This is a genomic window from Kitasatospora sp. NPDC004745 (genome assembly GCF_042873275.1).
Lineage (GTDB): Bacteria > Actinomycetota > Actinomycetes > Streptomycetales > Streptomycetaceae > Kitasatospora.
In genome coordinates this window covers 156,772-170,474 of the sequence record NZ_JBIALK010000018.1, presented here as the reverse complement: position 1 = coordinate 170,474, position 13,703 = coordinate 156,772, and the positions used below count along the sequence as shown (strand labels likewise).

General features: G+C 76.0%; 15 protein-coding genes and 1 pseudogene. 9 read left to right on the top strand and 7 right to left on the bottom strand.

Annotated elements, in window-relative coordinates:
• Positions 1-178: 178 nt before the first annotated feature.
• Positions 179-1,672 carry a M28 family peptidase gene (locus tag ACFYUY_RS26660; RefSeq protein WP_387904355.1) on the bottom strand — a complete coding sequence of 498 codons (1,494 nt, stop codon included), beginning with the start codon at positions 1,670-1,672 and terminating at the stop codon, positions 179-181.
• 281 nt (positions 1,673-1,953) lie between these two features.
• On the opposite strand from ACFYUY_RS26660, the gene ACFYUY_RS26655 reads away from it, so the two are divergent.
• Positions 1,954-2,136 carry an antitoxin gene (locus tag ACFYUY_RS26655; protein ID WP_360216586.1) on the top strand — a complete coding sequence of 61 codons (183 nt, stop codon included), beginning with the start codon at positions 1,954-1,956 and terminating at the stop codon, positions 2,134-2,136.
• Positions 2,137-2,225: 89 nt separating this feature from the next.
• On the opposite strand, the gene ACFYUY_RS26650 is transcribed toward ACFYUY_RS26655, so the two are convergent.
• Positions 2,226-2,450, bottom strand: coding sequence for a hypothetical protein (locus ACFYUY_RS26650; RefSeq protein ID WP_387904309.1), 225 nt, complete (start codon positions 2,448-2,450; stop codon positions 2,226-2,228).
• 72 nt (positions 2,451-2,522) lie between these two features.
• Here ACFYUY_RS26650 and ACFYUY_RS26645 point away from each other — a divergent pair, with 72 nt between their 5' ends.
• On the top strand, positions 2,523-3,137 hold the full coding sequence (locus tag ACFYUY_RS26645; RefSeq protein ID WP_360216592.1) for a TetR/AcrR family transcriptional regulator: 615 nt from the start codon (positions 2,523-2,525) through the stop codon (positions 3,135-3,137).
• Positions 3,138-3,332: 195 nt separating this feature from the next.
• Here the strand turns inward: ACFYUY_RS26645 and ACFYUY_RS26640 are convergent, their stop codons facing one another.
• Both ACFYUY_RS26640 and ACFYUY_RS26635 read right to left on the bottom strand, forming a co-directional pair.
• Positions 3,333-4,022 (bottom strand): MATE family efflux transporter, encoded by a 690-nt coding sequence (locus ACFYUY_RS26640; protein ID WP_387904353.1) that lies wholly within the window; start codon positions 4,020-4,022, stop codon positions 3,333-3,335.
• 219 nt (positions 4,023-4,241) lie between these two features.
• Positions 4,242-4,739 (bottom strand): annotated as a pseudogene (locus ACFYUY_RS26635) (MATE family efflux transporter); the annotation flags it as partial.
• A 164-nt stretch (positions 4,740-4,903) separates the two neighbouring features.
• On the opposite strand from ACFYUY_RS26635, the gene ACFYUY_RS26630 reads away from it, so the two are divergent.
• The 7 genes from ACFYUY_RS26630 to ACFYUY_RS26600 all read left to right on the top strand — a co-directional run bounded on the left by ACFYUY_RS26630 (position 4,904) and on the right by ACFYUY_RS26600 (position 10,516).
• The gene (locus ACFYUY_RS26630) at positions 4,904-5,437 is read left to right on the top strand and encodes a PadR family transcriptional regulator (RefSeq protein ID WP_360216676.1); all 534 of its coding nucleotides are present in this window, start codon (positions 4,904-4,906) and stop codon (positions 5,435-5,437) included.
• A 221-nt stretch (positions 5,438-5,658) separates the two neighbouring features.
• Positions 5,659-6,528 (top strand): class I SAM-dependent methyltransferase, encoded by an 870-nt coding sequence (locus tag ACFYUY_RS26625; protein ID WP_387904306.1) that lies wholly within the window; start codon positions 5,659-5,661, stop codon positions 6,526-6,528.
• Positions 6,529-6,732: 204 nt separating this feature from the next.
• Positions 6,733-7,077, top strand: coding sequence for a PadR family transcriptional regulator (locus ACFYUY_RS26620; RefSeq protein WP_360216602.1), 345 nt, complete (start codon positions 6,733-6,735; stop codon positions 7,075-7,077).
• The gene (locus tag ACFYUY_RS26615) at positions 7,074-8,036 is read left to right on the top strand and encodes a hypothetical protein (protein WP_360216605.1); all 963 of its coding nucleotides are present in this window, start codon (positions 7,074-7,076) and stop codon (positions 8,034-8,036) included. The genes ACFYUY_RS26620 and ACFYUY_RS26615 overlap by 4 nt, the downstream gene beginning before the upstream one ends.
• A gap of 226 nt (positions 8,037-8,262) precedes the next feature.
• Positions 8,263-9,147, top strand: a complete 885-nt coding sequence (locus tag ACFYUY_RS26610) for an isocitrate lyase/PEP mutase family protein (RefSeq protein WP_360216608.1) — start codon at positions 8,263-8,265, stop codon at positions 9,145-9,147.
• Positions 9,144-9,449, top strand: a complete 306-nt coding sequence (locus ACFYUY_RS26605; RefSeq protein WP_387904303.1) for a hypothetical protein — start codon at positions 9,144-9,146, stop codon at positions 9,447-9,449. Before ACFYUY_RS26610 ends, ACFYUY_RS26605 begins: the two co-directional genes overlap by 4 nt.
• A complete protein-coding gene (locus ACFYUY_RS26600) occupies positions 9,446-10,516 on the top strand; it encodes a bile acid:sodium symporter family protein (RefSeq protein ID WP_387904300.1) in 1,071 nt (356 codons plus the stop codon). Before ACFYUY_RS26605 ends, ACFYUY_RS26600 begins: the two co-directional genes overlap by 4 nt.
• A gap of 61 nt (positions 10,517-10,577) precedes the next feature.
• Here ACFYUY_RS26600 and ACFYUY_RS26595 read toward each other — a convergent pair whose 3' ends face one another.
• From ACFYUY_RS26595 to ACFYUY_RS26585, 3 genes are read right to left on the bottom strand one after another with little or no spacing between them, the layout of a single operon-like run.
• Positions 10,578-11,420: a hypothetical protein gene (locus ACFYUY_RS26595; protein ID WP_360216617.1), complete on the bottom strand. Its 843-nt coding sequence runs from the start codon at positions 11,418-11,420 to the stop codon at positions 10,578-10,580.
• Complete coding sequence (locus tag ACFYUY_RS26590) at positions 11,417-13,309, bottom strand: GMC family oxidoreductase (RefSeq protein WP_387904297.1); 1,893 nt, start codon at positions 13,307-13,309, stop codon at positions 11,417-11,419. The genes ACFYUY_RS26595 and ACFYUY_RS26590 overlap by 4 nt, the downstream gene beginning before the upstream one ends.
• On the bottom strand, positions 13,306-13,671 hold the full coding sequence (locus ACFYUY_RS26585; RefSeq protein ID WP_387904295.1) for a hypothetical protein: 366 nt from the start codon (positions 13,669-13,671) through the stop codon (positions 13,306-13,308). Before ACFYUY_RS26585 ends, ACFYUY_RS26590 begins: the two co-directional genes overlap by 4 nt.
• Between the last annotated feature and the right edge of the window lie 32 nt (positions 13,672-13,703).

Genomic DNA, 13,703 nt, shown 5'->3' with positions numbered 1-13,703 from the left:
TCGGCGGATGCGCCCCGCGCGGCACCGTACAGGCCCCGGGGCCGGATTGTCAGTGCCCTGCGCTACGGTGCACGCACCCGGGCCCGACCAGGGGCGCCGTCCGGGAGGAGGGGCCGATGAGCGTACGACGGGGCGGGTGGGCCCGCCGCCCGAGGACGGCAGCGGGCCCACCCGGGCGTCAGGCCGCCACCTCGTGGGCGTGGCCGCCGCTGATACCGGCGCCGCCCTGCCCCGCGGGGCGCTGCGGCGGGACGGGTCGGTCGAGCGAGGAGAGGTCCCAGGCGTAGGTGCCGACGGCCTGGGCGATCACGTCGATGTTGACGTCGAAGGCGTCCATGTCGATGTTGCCCAGGTTGTCGCAGGCCTTGTGGTAGCAGGCGTCGAAGGCGGTGCCCGCCGTGCCGCCGTAGCGCTCCTCCTGCTCGGCGGACTTCACGACCTCGGCGCCCGTGTCGGTGCCGCCGGCCGGGATGCCCGCGTCGATGAAGGGGCCGTAGTCGGAGCGGCCGTTGAAGGCGGTCGGCTCGTGCGGCAGGCGGCGGCCGTCCAGGTAGCCGGTGATGTCCCGCTCGATCTGCGCCGAGCCCGCGGGGCCCGCCGGGCCGCCGCTGCTGCCCGAGCCGTTGTAGACGAACTGCGCGTAGTTGGGGGAGGCGATCATGTCGAAGTTGAGGTAGAGCCGGATCTTCTTCCTGTCCGCGTCGGAGAGCGACTTCACGTACGCCTCCGAGCCCTTCAGTCCGAACTCCTCGCCGGACCACCAGGCGAACCTGACCTTGTTCCGCACCGGGTGGACGCTCAGGTTGCGGGCGACCTCGAGGATGCCGGCCGAGCCGGAGCCGTTGTCGTTGATACCGGGCCCCGCCGGGACGGAGTCCAGGTGCGCCCCGATCATGACGGTGTTCGCCTCGTCCCCGCCGCGGGTCTCGGCGAGCACGTTCCAGGTCTTGCGCGGCTCCATGAAGGTGCGGACGTCCAGGTCGACCCGGACCGGCCCCGCGGCGGCCTTCGCGGCCAGCGCCTCCCCGGCCGCCCGGGTGATCCCGCCGACCGGGATCCGCCCGGCCGCCGGATCGCCGAGGGTGCCGTTCAGGTCCCCGTCGGTGTTGTTGTAGACCACGGCGCCCACCGCACCGGCCGTGGCCGCCGCGGCCTGCTTGGCGGCGAAGCTGCACCCGCCGCGCAGGATCAGCGCGATCCGGCCGGTGAACGCGCCGGCCGGGTAGTCGGCGGGCGTGCAACCCGTCGCGGCGCCGACCGGGGCGACGGCCAACTCGGCCTCCAGCCCGGCCTCCGGGCCGCCGACGGAGTACGTCATGGCGATCAGCGGGACGTTCTCGGCCTGCGGTGAGAGCACCGACAGCCGCTGCGAGCGCGCCTCGAAGAAGGTGTACTCGAACTCCTGCCGGGACACCTTGAGCCCGGCCCACCGGGCCTGCTCGTAGACGTAGCGCGCGGAGGCCTCGTGCCCCGGCGAACCCGCCACCCGGGTACCGCCGTTGCGGTCGGCGAACCGCTGCAGCGCGGCCAGGTCGTCCCGCGCGGTCTCGGCGTCGGCGGCCTCGACCAGCCGGGCGGCCAGTCTCGCGCCGCGCTGCGCCGGATCCGGGTCGGCGGCCGCGCTGCCGGCGCCGGCCAGCAGCAGGGGCGCAACCAGGGCGGTGACGGTCAGCGCGGCGCCCGCGCCGCGGGCGGCGGCGTGGGGGCGGCGGCCGGCGGTGCGCGGGCGCGGTATCGGCGCGGACTGGTCGATCGGGGTGTGCGGGAGGTGGGGCGGTGCGGTGAGACGACGGGCGCGCAGCTTCAAGGCGACTCCTTCCGACGATCCGTGAACCCCGATTTGACATGACCGGAACCACCTTGCCAAGCCCGCCACGCGACCGCGGGATGCGGGCGGCGGCGAACGCGGTGATGCTGGAGGAGTGGGGCCGACTGATCCGGGAGTGTGACCAGATGTCCATGATGGATAAGCTCAAGGGCCTGCTGAAGGGCCACGAGGACCAGGCCGAGAAGGCCGTCGACAAGGCGGGGGACGCCGTCGACGACCGTACTCAGGGCAGGTACAGCGGCCAGGTCGACGCTGCTCAGGAACAGGCGAAGAACCAGTTCCGCGACCAGCCGCCGCAGCAGCAGTAGCCCGCCCCGCTGCGGGTCCGCGGCCCCGGTCCGCCCGGAAGAACCGGCCGGACCGGGGCCGGGGCGTTCCGGCCGGACCGGTCAGCCGGTCAGGCGCCCCCCGACCCCGCGGAAGGCTCCTCCTCCGGCTCCGCGTCCGCCGACTCCGACTCCGGCACCGCCTCCGCCGACTCCGACTCCGGCACCGCCTCCGCCGACTCCGCGTCCACCGCGCCGCAGCTCTCACAGCGCGCGGGCCCGGGCCGGTCGCGCAACCGCCCGCACTCCGGGCAGACCCGGCCCAGCCAGCAGGCCGGTTCGCCGCCTTCGTCCATGGCCCCGATTCTGCCGGGGCACCGCGCCGACCGCGAGTAGACAGTGTCTACCGGGCCTGGTAGACACTGTCCATGAACGATCCGGACACGGACCTGCGCGCCCGCCTGGTGGCGGCCGGCGTCGAACTGGTCTCCACCGAGGGCGTCCACGCCCTCGGTCTGCGCGAGATCGCCCGCCGGGCCGGCGTCTCGCACGGCGCGCCGCGCCGCCACTTCCCCACCCACCGGGAACTGCTCTCCGCCGTCGCCCGGCAGGGCTTCGGCCGCCTCACCGACGCCATGGCGGGCGCCGACGCACTGGCCGCAGCCACCGGCGCGGACCCCCGCGACCGGCTCGTCGCGCTGGCCCGCGCCTACCTCGGCTACGCGGCCGCCAATCCCGGCATGTTCGAGCTGATGTTCCGCCACGACCTGCTGGAGGGCAGCGGAACCGAGCTCCGCCACACCACCCTGCCGATGTTCCGCACCGTCGCCCGGCTGGTCGGCGAGGTGCGCCAGGACCAGGCCGAGCCCGCTCCGGCCGCGGCCGCGCTCTGGGCGAACCTGCACGGACTCGCCCAGCTGCGCACCTGGGGCAGCCTGCGGCTGGTCACCGGCGGCGACGACCTCGAGCCGCTGCTGCGGGCCACCCTCGACGCGCACCTCGGCGCGCCGGCGGACGATCACCGGCCGGCGCTCAGGCCGTAGCGGGCGACGTGCTCCGCCGCCCTCAGGGGCCCCTGCGCCCGGATCACGCACCGGCCGAGCAGCCGCGGCGACAGGCGCAGGCCCGTGGCGTCGTGGCACCCGGGCATCGGCACCCGGACGCCGGGCCGCGGAGCACGTCCGGCGCACGGGCTGACGGACCGCCGGCAGGCCGTACGGGGGCAGTCGGTCGGCGGATCACGGGGCCCCGGCGGGGAGTTCGCCCGCCGGCACCGGCACCGCAGGCCCTACCGCCGCCGACGTCGCCGCCGTCACCGACGTCACCGCGGACGACCCGGACGACCCGGACGACCCGGACGACCCGGACGGCGACGGCGGGCGCCGGGTGAGGAGCAGCAGCAGCGCCAGCTGCACCACCGCGCCGACGGCCGGGCCGACCCACACCCCGGTCACCCCCAGCGGCCCGGCCAGGCCCACGGAGGCGGCGAGCTGCGCCCCGAGGCCGATCAGCACCGAGAGCGCCAGGGCCCGGCCGGCCCCCGCCGCCTGGTGCAGGCCGCCGAGGGCGACCACCAGGGCGTACGGGAGCAGGTAGCACGCGGCCATCCGCAGGAAGCCGACGGACTGCGCGGCCACCGCGGGGTCGTCGGTGAACAGCGCGGTCAGCGGGGCTGCGAGCACCACGGACAGCACCGCGGCGAGCGCACCCAGCAGCGCGGCGAGACGCACGGTGGCGCGCCGCAGCGGGCGCAGCTCGGCCGTCAGCCCGGCACCGACGAGGCGGGCGGCCTCGATGGCGGCGGCCTGGCGCAGCGCGTAGAAGGACATCGTGACGACCAGCAGGACGCGGTAGCCGATGCCGTACCCGGCGACCGCGGCGACGCCGAAGCCCGCCACCAGGGCGAGTTGGGCCGTTCCGACGGCCATCCGGGTGGTGAAGTCCAGGCCGAGCGGGGCCCCGGCGCGGACGATCCGGCCGGCTGCCGCGCGGACTCCCCCGTCGGGTGCGGCCGTCCGCGGCCGCAGTCGCCAGGTGACGGCGAGGGCGACGGCCCGGGCGGCGGTCAGGGCCAGGGCGGCGCCGGTGACGCCGAGGGCGGGCAGCGGGCCGGGGCCGAGGACGAGCAACGGGTCGAGGAGGAGCAGCAGGGCGTTGGAGAGCAGGGCGATCCGCATCGGGGTGCGGGTGTCCCCGGCGCCCTTGAAGAGCTCGTCGGCGACGCGCTGGCCGCAGAACAGCACGAAGGCCGGGAGGGCGACGGTGAAGTAGTCGACGGCGAGCGCGGCCGCCTCGCCGTCCAGGAAGGCGCCGGCGAGGCGATCGCGCAGCAGGAAGCCCGGGACGGCGATCAGGAGGCCGCCCGCGGCGCAGAGCCGCCAGGCCGCGTGGGTGGTGCGGGCGGCGTCCTCGCGGTCGCCGGCGCCGAGGGCCCGGGCGAGCCGCACGCTGGTGCCGGAGCCGACCACCAGGACGAGCCCGAGCAGCAGGTTCTCGACCGTGCCGGCCAGGGTGACGGCGGCGACGGCGGCCCCGCCGAGCCCGGCCACCCAGTAGGCGCCGATCACCGAGGCGATCACCCCGGACAGCAGTTCGGCGTAGACCGGTCCGGCCAGTGCGGTCAGTCGCGACAGGTGTTCGCGCATGGTGCTCCCCCGTTCCGCCACCCGCGCGGGCGGCCGTCGTCTCGCACGGCCGCCTCGACCGTCGGCGGCGCGATGCCTCGAATAGAGATACCTCTAATCGAGCCACCTCGACAAGAGGTAACATGAGCGCGCCACCGGCGCACTCCGACGAAAGGGCTTCGATCGTGCTGACCCTCGCGATCCTCGGCTTCCTGTACGAGCAGCCGCTGCACGGCTACGAACTCAAGTCCCGGATCACCGCCCTGACCGGGCACGTCCGGCCGGTCAGCGACGGCGCCCTCTACCCCGCCATCACCCGCCTGGAGAAGGCCGGCCAGCTGCGCCGCCGCACCGAACCGGGCACCGGGGCCGCACCGCGCCAGACGCTGGAGCTCACCGAGGAGGGCCGGGCCGAGCTGCGCCGGCGGGTGGCCGACCCGGAGCAGGTGGAGATCTCCGACCAGATCCGGTTCTTCGCCCTCGCCGCCTTCCTGCACCACCTCGCGGACCCGCGGCGACAGGCCGCGGTGCTCCGGCGCCGGCTGGCTTTCCTGGACGCTCCGAGCAGCTTCTTCCAGGACGGGGACGGCCGGCCCGTCACCGCCGAACGCGAACCGAACCCGTTCCGGCGCGGCGTGCTGCTGGTGGCCAGGGCGTCCACCGCGGCCGAGCGGTCGTGGCTGGTGGAGACCATCGCGGAGCTCGACGGCCGGGGCTGAGGGCGGCCGCCCGGAGGCCCCCGGCGGGGTCGGCGGCGCGGGCGCGGCGACGACCCGGGCCGGGCGGCGTCGAACAGCAGCGCGAGCAGCGGAAGGAGTGCGCTCCGCCCCCTCTTCCGGGAGGCCCCGGCGTGGCTATGATGATCCGCCTCACGTCCACGGCGTCCCCCTCCGCGGCGTGCCCCTGCCACCGCGCCCCGCCCGTCCCCCTGGAGGCCGCCGTGCCCACCGCCGAGACCGCAGCCGCCCGCCCCGCGCCGCTGACCCGGGACGACATCCCCGGTTGGTTCTTCCGTCTCGACCGGGCCGCCTTCGGGCACCTGCTGGCCGCCCAGACCGCGGCCGGCACGACCGGCGACCTGCTCGAACTCGGCAGCTACCTCGGCCGCAGCGCCGTGCTGCTCGGCGACCACCTGCGGCCCGGCGAGCGGCTGACCGTCTGCGACCTGTTCGACTCCGAGGCGGGCGACGCGGACAACGCCGCCGAGATGACGATGTCCTACCGCAGGACCCTCACCCGCAGCGCCTTCGAGGCCAACTACCTCGCCTTCCACGCCGAGCTGCCGGAGATCGTGCAGGCGCCCACCTCGGTGCTGGCCGACGGCCGGATCCCGGCCGGCAGCTGCCGGTTCGTCCACATCGACGCCTCCCACCTGTACGAACACGTCGCCGGGGACATCGCGGTGGCCAGGGCGGCACTGACCGAGCACGGCGTCGTCGCGCTCGACGACTACCGCTCCGAGCACACCCCCGGCGTCTCCGCGGCGGTCTGGGAGGCGGTCTTCACCGGCGGCCTGCGCCCGGTGCTGCTCACCCCGATGAAGTTCTACGGCACCTGGGGCGACGCCGCGGCCGTCCGGCAGGTCCTGCTGGAGCGCGACTGGCGGGCCGAGGGCTACACCGTGGACGACGACACCATCGCCGGGCAGCGGGTGCTGCGGCTCAACTACCAGGTCAAGGCGCCCGTCCAGCAGTCCGCCCCGCGCCGGCTCGCACTGGACCTGCTGCCGCCGGTCGCCACCCGGGCGACCCGCCGGGTGCTCCGGACGCTGCGCGAGCGCCGCGCCGCACCGCCGGTGCCCGCTTCCTGACACCCCCGGACGGGCGGACGGCCCCGGTGGCGCACCTGCGCCCCGGGGCCTCGTGCTGTCCGCGCACCCACCCCTCCGGGGACTCCGCCCCGCCGTGGAGCGTCTGCTGAACGACCATCACCCGCCGACCCGGCCGAGGCGGCGTCAGATCTTCTTCATAGTACGGCTAGCGGTACATACCGTCAGCCGTACTATGATGCCGCCATGAATCATCGCGCTCTGCAGGAGCCGACGACGCTCCTGCTCACCGCCCTCGCCGACGCGCCGCGCCACGGCTACGCGCTGATCGCCGAGGTCTCGGAGATCTCCGGCGGCCGCGTCAGACTCCGGGCGGGCACCCTCTACGGGGCCCTCGACCGGCTGCTCGCCGACGGTCTGATCCGGATCGAGCAGGAGGAGGTCGTCGAGGGCCGGCTGCGCCGCACCTTCGCGCTGACCGCCGACGGCCGCGAACTCCTCGCCACCGAGGCCGAGCGCCTCCAGTCCACCGCCCGGGAGGCCAAGCGCCGCCTGGGCCTCCAGTTCCGCCCCGCCGGAGGCCTCGCATGACCGATCGCCAGCCCACCCGCACCGCCCGGGCCCTGGACTGGGCCGCCTCGCTCTACCCGGACTCCTACGGCCGCGAGCGGGCCCGCGAGGTCGCGGAGACCGCCGCGCTCGCCGCCGAGGAGGCCGGGCCCTGGGGCCGGCTCCGCCAGGTCGCCGACGTGGCGGCCCACGGGCTGCGGGTCGGTGCAGGCCTCAGCTCGGACCGCCCGCTCGGCCGCGCGCTCGGCCTGGTCGCGCCCTGGGCGGCCACCCTGGCGGGGGTGCAGGCCCTGCTCGCCACACTGGCGACCGCCCGCCGGAGCGCCCTGTGGCCGGGCGAGGAGCCCTTCGCCCCGCCGACCCTGCCGCTCGTGCTGGTCACCCTGGCCCTGCTGGCACCGGTCGCCCTGACCGCCGGTGCCGCGCTGCTCGGCCGCTGGGCGGGGGCACGGGCCTTCGCCCTGGCGGCCCTCGCGAGCGCCGCCGCCCTCGGCGCCGCCGCCTCGGCCACCTCGTTGCACGACCTCACCGGCCTGCAGCCGGGCTCGCTGCCCGGGCGGAGCACCCTGCTCGCCACCTCGCTCGCCATGCTGCTGGTGCGGATCTGCCCGCCGGACCGCGCTCCCGGGCGGCGGGCCCCGCTCGTGGTGCTCGCCCTCGGCACCGCGCTCCCCGGCGCGGCCTCCTGGGCGTACGGACTGACCTTCGGCGACGGCTACACGACCCCGACCGATCCCTTCTGGCTCGTCGCCCCGATGCTGGCGGCTGTCGTGCTCGCCGTGGAGCCGCTGTCGACCTCCGAGCGGCTGTGCGCCGCCGTTCCGCTGCTCGCCGTCCCGGTGCTCAGCTCCCCCTACGACACCCGCAACCCGCTCCTGACGGCGGTGTACCTGCTCGGGCCCGCCCTGCTGGCCTACCTGGCCGCCGCCGCGGCACGGACGGCGGTGCGGCGCTTCCGGGCACCGGTCGCACGCGGCTGACCGGACCGGCCGGGGCCCGGCTCCCCCGGGGGCGGTGGCGTGGATCCCCCACGCCGCCGCCCCTTTCCCATGCCCAGTCATATCTTCACGAATTCCATCACTCAAACGAGGGAATCTCCTTTAAAGATTTGCCCACAGAACATTAAAGGGCGCATAGTGATGGCACCTCAGTTTGGTCTAGAGAAGGCCAAGTTCAGGCAAAGTCACCGATCGCGAGGAGAAGGCCATGTTCCACGGAACCACGGCGTCGGGCCACGGGCAGCGGCTCCGCGAGGAGATCGCCGGCCCCGGGGCCACGCCCCTCATCGGCGTCTACGACATGTACTCGGCCTCCATCGCGGCCGAGCACTACGACGGCATGTTCGTCTCCGGATTCGGCTTCGCCGCTTCCTACTACGGCCTGCCCGACATCGGCTTCATCGCCTGGCCGGACATGGTCGCCTTCGTCGAACGGCTGCGCGGCGCCTTCCCCCGGCACCACCTCCTGGTCGACATCGACGACGGCTACGTCGATCCCGAGGTGGCCTGCCACGTGGTGCGCCGGCTCGAACGCATCGGCGCCTCGGGCGTCATCCTGGAGGACCAGAAGCGGCCGCGGCGCTGCGGCCACGCCGACGGCAAGCAGGTCCTCCCGCTGGAGGAGTACCTGGAGAAGCTGGAGCTCGTCCTCGCCAACCGGACGGACCTCGTGGTGGTCGCCCGCACCGACGCCACCGAGGAGGAGGACATCCTGCGCCGCGCCCGGGCCCTGGCCGCCACCGACGCCGACGTCGTCCTGGTCGACGGGGTGCGCAGCGAGGAGTGGATCCGGCGGATCCGGCGCGTCGTCGGGGGCAAGCCGCTGCTCTTCAACCAGATCGCGGGCGGCAAGTCCCCCCGGCTGTCGCTCTCCGAACTCACCGAGCTGGGGGTGGACGTCGCGATCTACAGCACCCCCTGCCTGTTCGCCGCCCACCAGGCGATGGACGAGGCGCTGGCCGGGCTGAAGGTCGCCGACGGGCGGCTGCCGGCGGCCGCCGGCCAGAGCCGGCAGATCGGCGTGCGCGAGTCCACCGAACTGCTGGAGCGGAACATCGCGGCCTCCCGTCCGCTCGCGGGGGTGACGGCGTGACGGCCGGGCAGCGCGGCCCCGCCCCGCCCTGGGCCGCAGCACTGCCGGTGCTCGCCGCCCTGGGGTGGGCGGTGAGCGGGTCGGCACCCGCCGAGCGGGCCGCCCCCGCGCCGGTGGCCGGCAGCGCGCTGATCACCCTCGTCGACAACAGCCACGCCGACTCCTGGGTGGAGATCGACCGCACGGCCGACGTCCAGCAGGGCAGCGGCTCCGCGGGCAGCGACCAGGACGGCCCCGGCTCCCTGGTGGGCGGGCTGCTGGGGATCGTCCCGAACGGCGGCGTGCCCGGAGGCGGCCGGTGACGGACCGCACCGCCGATCGCGGCCGGTGGCACCGGCTCCTGCCCCGCCGGCTCGACCCGTACACGGCGGCGCTGGCCGGGGCTGTCGGCCTGGCCGCCCTCTTCCCGGCGACGGGCGGCCGGGCCCGGGCGGCGGAGACGGCCTGCGACCTCGCGGTGGCCCTGCTGTTCTTCCTCTACGGCGCCCGCCTGTCCACCCGGGAGACACTGGCCGGCCTGCGCCGGCTGCGCCTGCACGGCCTGGTGCTCACGGCCACCTTCGTCCTCTTCCCGCTGCTCGGGCTGGCCACCGCTCTGCTCACACCCGTCCCGCTGACCGGGCAGTTGCAGACCGGCGTGCTCTTCCTCTGCCTGGTCCCGTCGACGGTGCAGTCCTCGGTCGCGCTCACCGGCGCGGCGGGCGGGGACGTCCCGGCGGCGATCTGCGCGGGCACCTACTCCAGTCTGGCCGGGCTGCTGGTGACCCCGCTGCTGGCGGCCTGGCTGCTGGACGCCCACGGCGCGCTCTCCGCCGACGGGCTGGTCCGGATCGGGCTCCAGCTGCTCGCCCCGTTCCTGCTCGGGCAGGTGCTGCGGCCCTGCCTGGGCGCGTTCCTGGCCCGGCACAGACGGGTGCTGACCCCGGTGGACCGCGGCTCGATCCTGCTCGTCGTCTACACGGCGTTCAGCGCGGCCACGGCCCGGGGCAGCTGGGGCCTGGCCGGGCCGGGCGCCCTGCTGGGCCTGCTCGCGGTGCTGCTCGCCCTGCTCGCCGCCGCGCTGGCCGCCACCGCCCTGGGCGCCCGGCTGCTCCGGCTGGACCGGGCGGCCACCATCGCCGCGGTGCTCTGCGGCTCGCAGAAGAGCCTGGCGAACGGCCTGCCGATGGCCACCGTCCTGTTCGGCCCCGAGGCCGGGGTACTGGCGCTGCCCCTGATGGCCTACCACCAGCTCCAGCTGGTCACCGGCACGGTGCTCGCCGGCCGCTGGGCCCGGGCGCCGGCCGCCCCGGCCACCGGGCCGGCGGCCCCAGGCCGACGGGTGCCGGCCGCCCTCACCGGTCCGGGCGGGCCTCCGCCACCGGGGTGAGCCCCGGTGGCGCACCACCCGGGGGTGCGCCACCGACGGTGCCGCGACAGGGCTCCGCGGGCTACCGGACGTAGTAGGCGCGGTTGTGGGCGGCGACGGGCGCGGACTGGTACGTCCAGACGCCTGCGGCGGGCGCGTCGGCGATCAGGTGGGCGAGGTCGCGGGCGGCCTCCTCGGCGGGGTTGCCCACGTCGAGGCGGACGCGGTCGGCCGCGCGGCCGTCCAACGCGTGGTAGCGGTAGGGCTGGTGGACGTTGAGCGGCCCGGCGAGCAGCCGGCCCTCCTCGTCGGTGCCGTAGCCGGTGATCGGGGTGTTGTTGACGGACTCGGGGGTGAGCCCGCCCAGGTCCACGTCCAGGGCGAGGAGTTGCTCGTCGTGGCGGCGCAGCCCGTCCGGTCCGAGCTCGGCGCGGCGGCAGGAGACGGACCAACGCTCCTGCACGGCCGCCGCGTTGAGCGAGGGCAGGGTGGTCTCGAACCAGCCGGGGTGCTTGGGCTCGGCGTAGAGGCGGCGCCCGGCGTCGATGGCGAGCGGGTTGTCGCAGAGGACGTGGAGCCGGGCGATGCCGAGCAGCTTGGTCTGGTCGTGGCCACGGGCGTAGCCGCCGTAGTCGAGCTCGGGCAGCCGGTCCTCGGCGAACGCCGGGTGGGCGACCAGGTTGATCTCCAGCTCCTCGGTGACGCCGCCGCCGTTCGGGTACTGGGCGAAGTACAGCTGGTAGTTGAGCGACACGCAGGCCCGGCCGTCGAAGACGGCGACGGTCAGCCCGGGGTGGCGCTTGCGGAGCAGCTCGCGCGCCCGCTCGGGTGCGACCAGGTAGTCGACGCCGATGTTGTGCAGCGCGCCGTAGTGGAACGGCAGGTGGTACGGCTCGGGAACGGGCGGGAGCGGCAGGCCGGTCATGGCGTCTCCGTGACATCGGACGGGTGGAGGTCGGACGGGTGGGGGTCGGACGGGCGTGGCCCCGGCAGGTGGCGGTCGGCCGGGCCGGGCACGGACGGGCCCGACGGCGACGGGTCCGGCCCGGCCGGACGGGCCGCGGTGGTCACGGGCAGCGGGCGGCGCAGCTCCTGCAGGTCCCGGTCCATCCGCTCGGCGCTGCGCAGGGCGAGTGCGGCCATGGTGAGGGAGGGGTTGGAGGTGCCGAGCGAGGGCATCGAGCCGCACCCGACGGCGTACAGGTTCGGGTGGTCCCAGCAGCGCTGCCACTGGTCGACGACCGAGGTGGCCGGCGAGTCGCCCATGAGGTGGGTGCCGCCCGCGTGGCCCGCGCCGCGGTAGCCGTAGGCGACGCCCCGGTGCTCCACCCGCCCCGGCCAGCCGGGCCCCGCCGGGTAGGCGGTGTGGTCCTCGGCGCCGAGCAGCGCGAACAGCTGGTCCGACACCGCGCGGGCCGAGGCCAGGCCCTCCCGGACGTACTCGTCGAGGTCGTAGCGGACGGCGGGGGCCGGCAGCCCGAGCCGGTCCCGGCGGTCCGGGTCGAGGGTGACCCGGTTGGCCGGGTCGGCGGGCTGCTCCAGCTCGAACTGGAGGGAGAACTGACGGCCGAGCCGGTCGCCGAGGCGTTCGCGCAGTTCCTCGCCCCGCAGTCCGGCGGCCAGCAGCGCTGCGGTCTCCGCCTGCGGCGTGCCGCCGGCCCAGGACCAGCCCCAGTTGCCGATCTCGATCCGGAACGGCGCCCGGCGGGCCCGGACCGGTCCGAACCGGAAGGCCTCCAGTCCGCTGGTCGAGCCGGGCCCACGGTAGGGGCCGACCGGGCGGGGCATCAGCCCCCAGGTGAGCAGCGCCGGGTGGTCCATCAGGTTGCGGCCCACCTGGTCGCTGCGGCCGGTCAGGCCGGACAGGAGCAGCAGCCGGGCGTTCTCGACGGCGTGCGCGGCGAGGACGACCAGGTCCGCGTCCACCCGGTGGACGGTGCCGCCGGCCAGGTAGGTCACGCCGGTGGCGCGCCCGGTGGCCGGGTCGACCAGCACCCGGCTGACCACGGCGTCGGTGCGCAGCTCGACGCCGGCCGCCCAGCGGGCCTGGGTCCGCAGGGGCGTGTACTTGGCCCCGCTCGGGCAGACCGGCACGCAGCTGGCGCTGCCCGCGCAGGGCGGCCCGACGGCGTCGCCGGGGCGGGTGGGCAGGCCGTTGCGGGCGTGCGGGGTGAGCGTGACGGCGAGCCGGGAGGGGCCCGGCCCGGCCGGGTCGCGCACCGTCCGGCCGTCGAGGGCCCGGGCGAGCAGCCGGTCCAGGTGGCTGGCCGGGATCGCCCGCATGGGGAAGGCGTAGTCCTCCGGGATGGGCAGTCCGACGGCGCTGCGCTGCTGCGCCGCGTTGCCGGCCACGCCGAGTTCGTGTTCGGCGGCGCGGTAGTACGGCTCCAGGTCGTGGTAGCCGATCGGCCAGTTGCGGCCGCGCCCGAGGTCGCCGGTGCGGAAGTCCTCGGGGTGCATGCGCGGGGTGAGCCCGGTCCAGAGCAGCCCGGTGCCGCCGTTGGCGCGCAGGTAGCCGCTGGCGTAGGGCTGCGGTCCGTACTGGCGGAGGTGTCCGGTGGCGGTGAAGCCGCCGCCGGGGAGCCCGGCGAGGTCGGTGACGTCGGGCGAGGGGGCGTCGGGGCTGTGCGGGTACGGCGAGGTGGGCGGGCCGCCGCCGGCCGCGCGGTGGGCGGCGGCGGTCTCGGCGGGGGTGGGGGCGACCGGTCCGGCCTCCAGGACGAGGACGCGCCGGCCGTGGGCCCCGAGGCGGTGGGCGACCAGGGTGCCGGCGAAGCCCGCGCCGACCACGACGGCGTCCCAGCGGGCGGTCACCGGGCACCGCTCCCGCGGGGCGGCTCGGCCCAGCTGCCGTGGCCGGGGGCGGCGGAGCCGGGCGGGGCGGCGTGGAAGGTCCGCCAGACCAGGCCCTGGTCGTGGGCGTGGACGGAGGAGGGCTGTTCGCCCGGCCAGGCGCCGACGTACCAGAGGTGGACCAGCGCGTGGTCGTCGCGGACCCGGTGGGCCAGGACGGTGCGGTGGTGCTCGTGGGCGACGCCGGTGGCGCGCAGCTCGGGTTCGTCGAAGCCGGTCAGTTCGGCGCAGACGCGCAGGAACTCGTCGAAGTCGGCGAGGTGGTCGGAGGCCCCGGGCTCGGTGGGGCGGTCCGGGGCTGGGTGGTCGTCCGGCACGGTCAAGCGGGCACCCCCACGGGCGTCGACGGATGGCC

Excerpts from the sequence above, each read along its gene's own strand:
- ACFYUY_RS26655 (WP_360216586.1), top strand. The coding sequence starts at position 1,954 with ATGTCCATGATGGATAAGCTCAAGGGCCTGCTGAAGGGCCACGAGGAC.
- ACFYUY_RS26650 (WP_387904309.1), bottom strand. The coding sequence starts at position 2,450 with ATGGACGAAGGCGGCGAACCGGCCTGCTGGCTGGGCCGGGTCTGCCCG.
- ACFYUY_RS26645 (WP_360216592.1), top strand. The coding sequence starts at position 2,523 with ATGAACGATCCGGACACGGACCTGCGCGCCCGCCTGGTGGCGGCCGGC.
- ACFYUY_RS26640 (WP_387904353.1), bottom strand. The coding sequence starts at position 4,022 with ATGGCCGTCGGAACGGCCCAACTCGCCCTGGTGGCGGGCTTCGGCGTC.
- ACFYUY_RS26620 (WP_360216602.1), top strand. The coding sequence starts at position 6,733 with ATGAATCATCGCGCTCTGCAGGAGCCGACGACGCTCCTGCTCACCGCC.
- ACFYUY_RS26615 (WP_360216605.1), top strand. The coding sequence starts at position 7,074 with ATGACCGATCGCCAGCCCACCCGCACCGCCCGGGCCCTGGACTGGGCC.
- ACFYUY_RS26610 (WP_360216608.1), top strand. The coding sequence starts at position 8,263 with ATGTTCCACGGAACCACGGCGTCGGGCCACGGGCAGCGGCTCCGCGAG.
- ACFYUY_RS26595 (WP_360216617.1), bottom strand. The coding sequence starts at position 11,420 with ATGACCGGCCTGCCGCTCCCGCCCGTTCCCGAGCCGTACCACCTGCCG.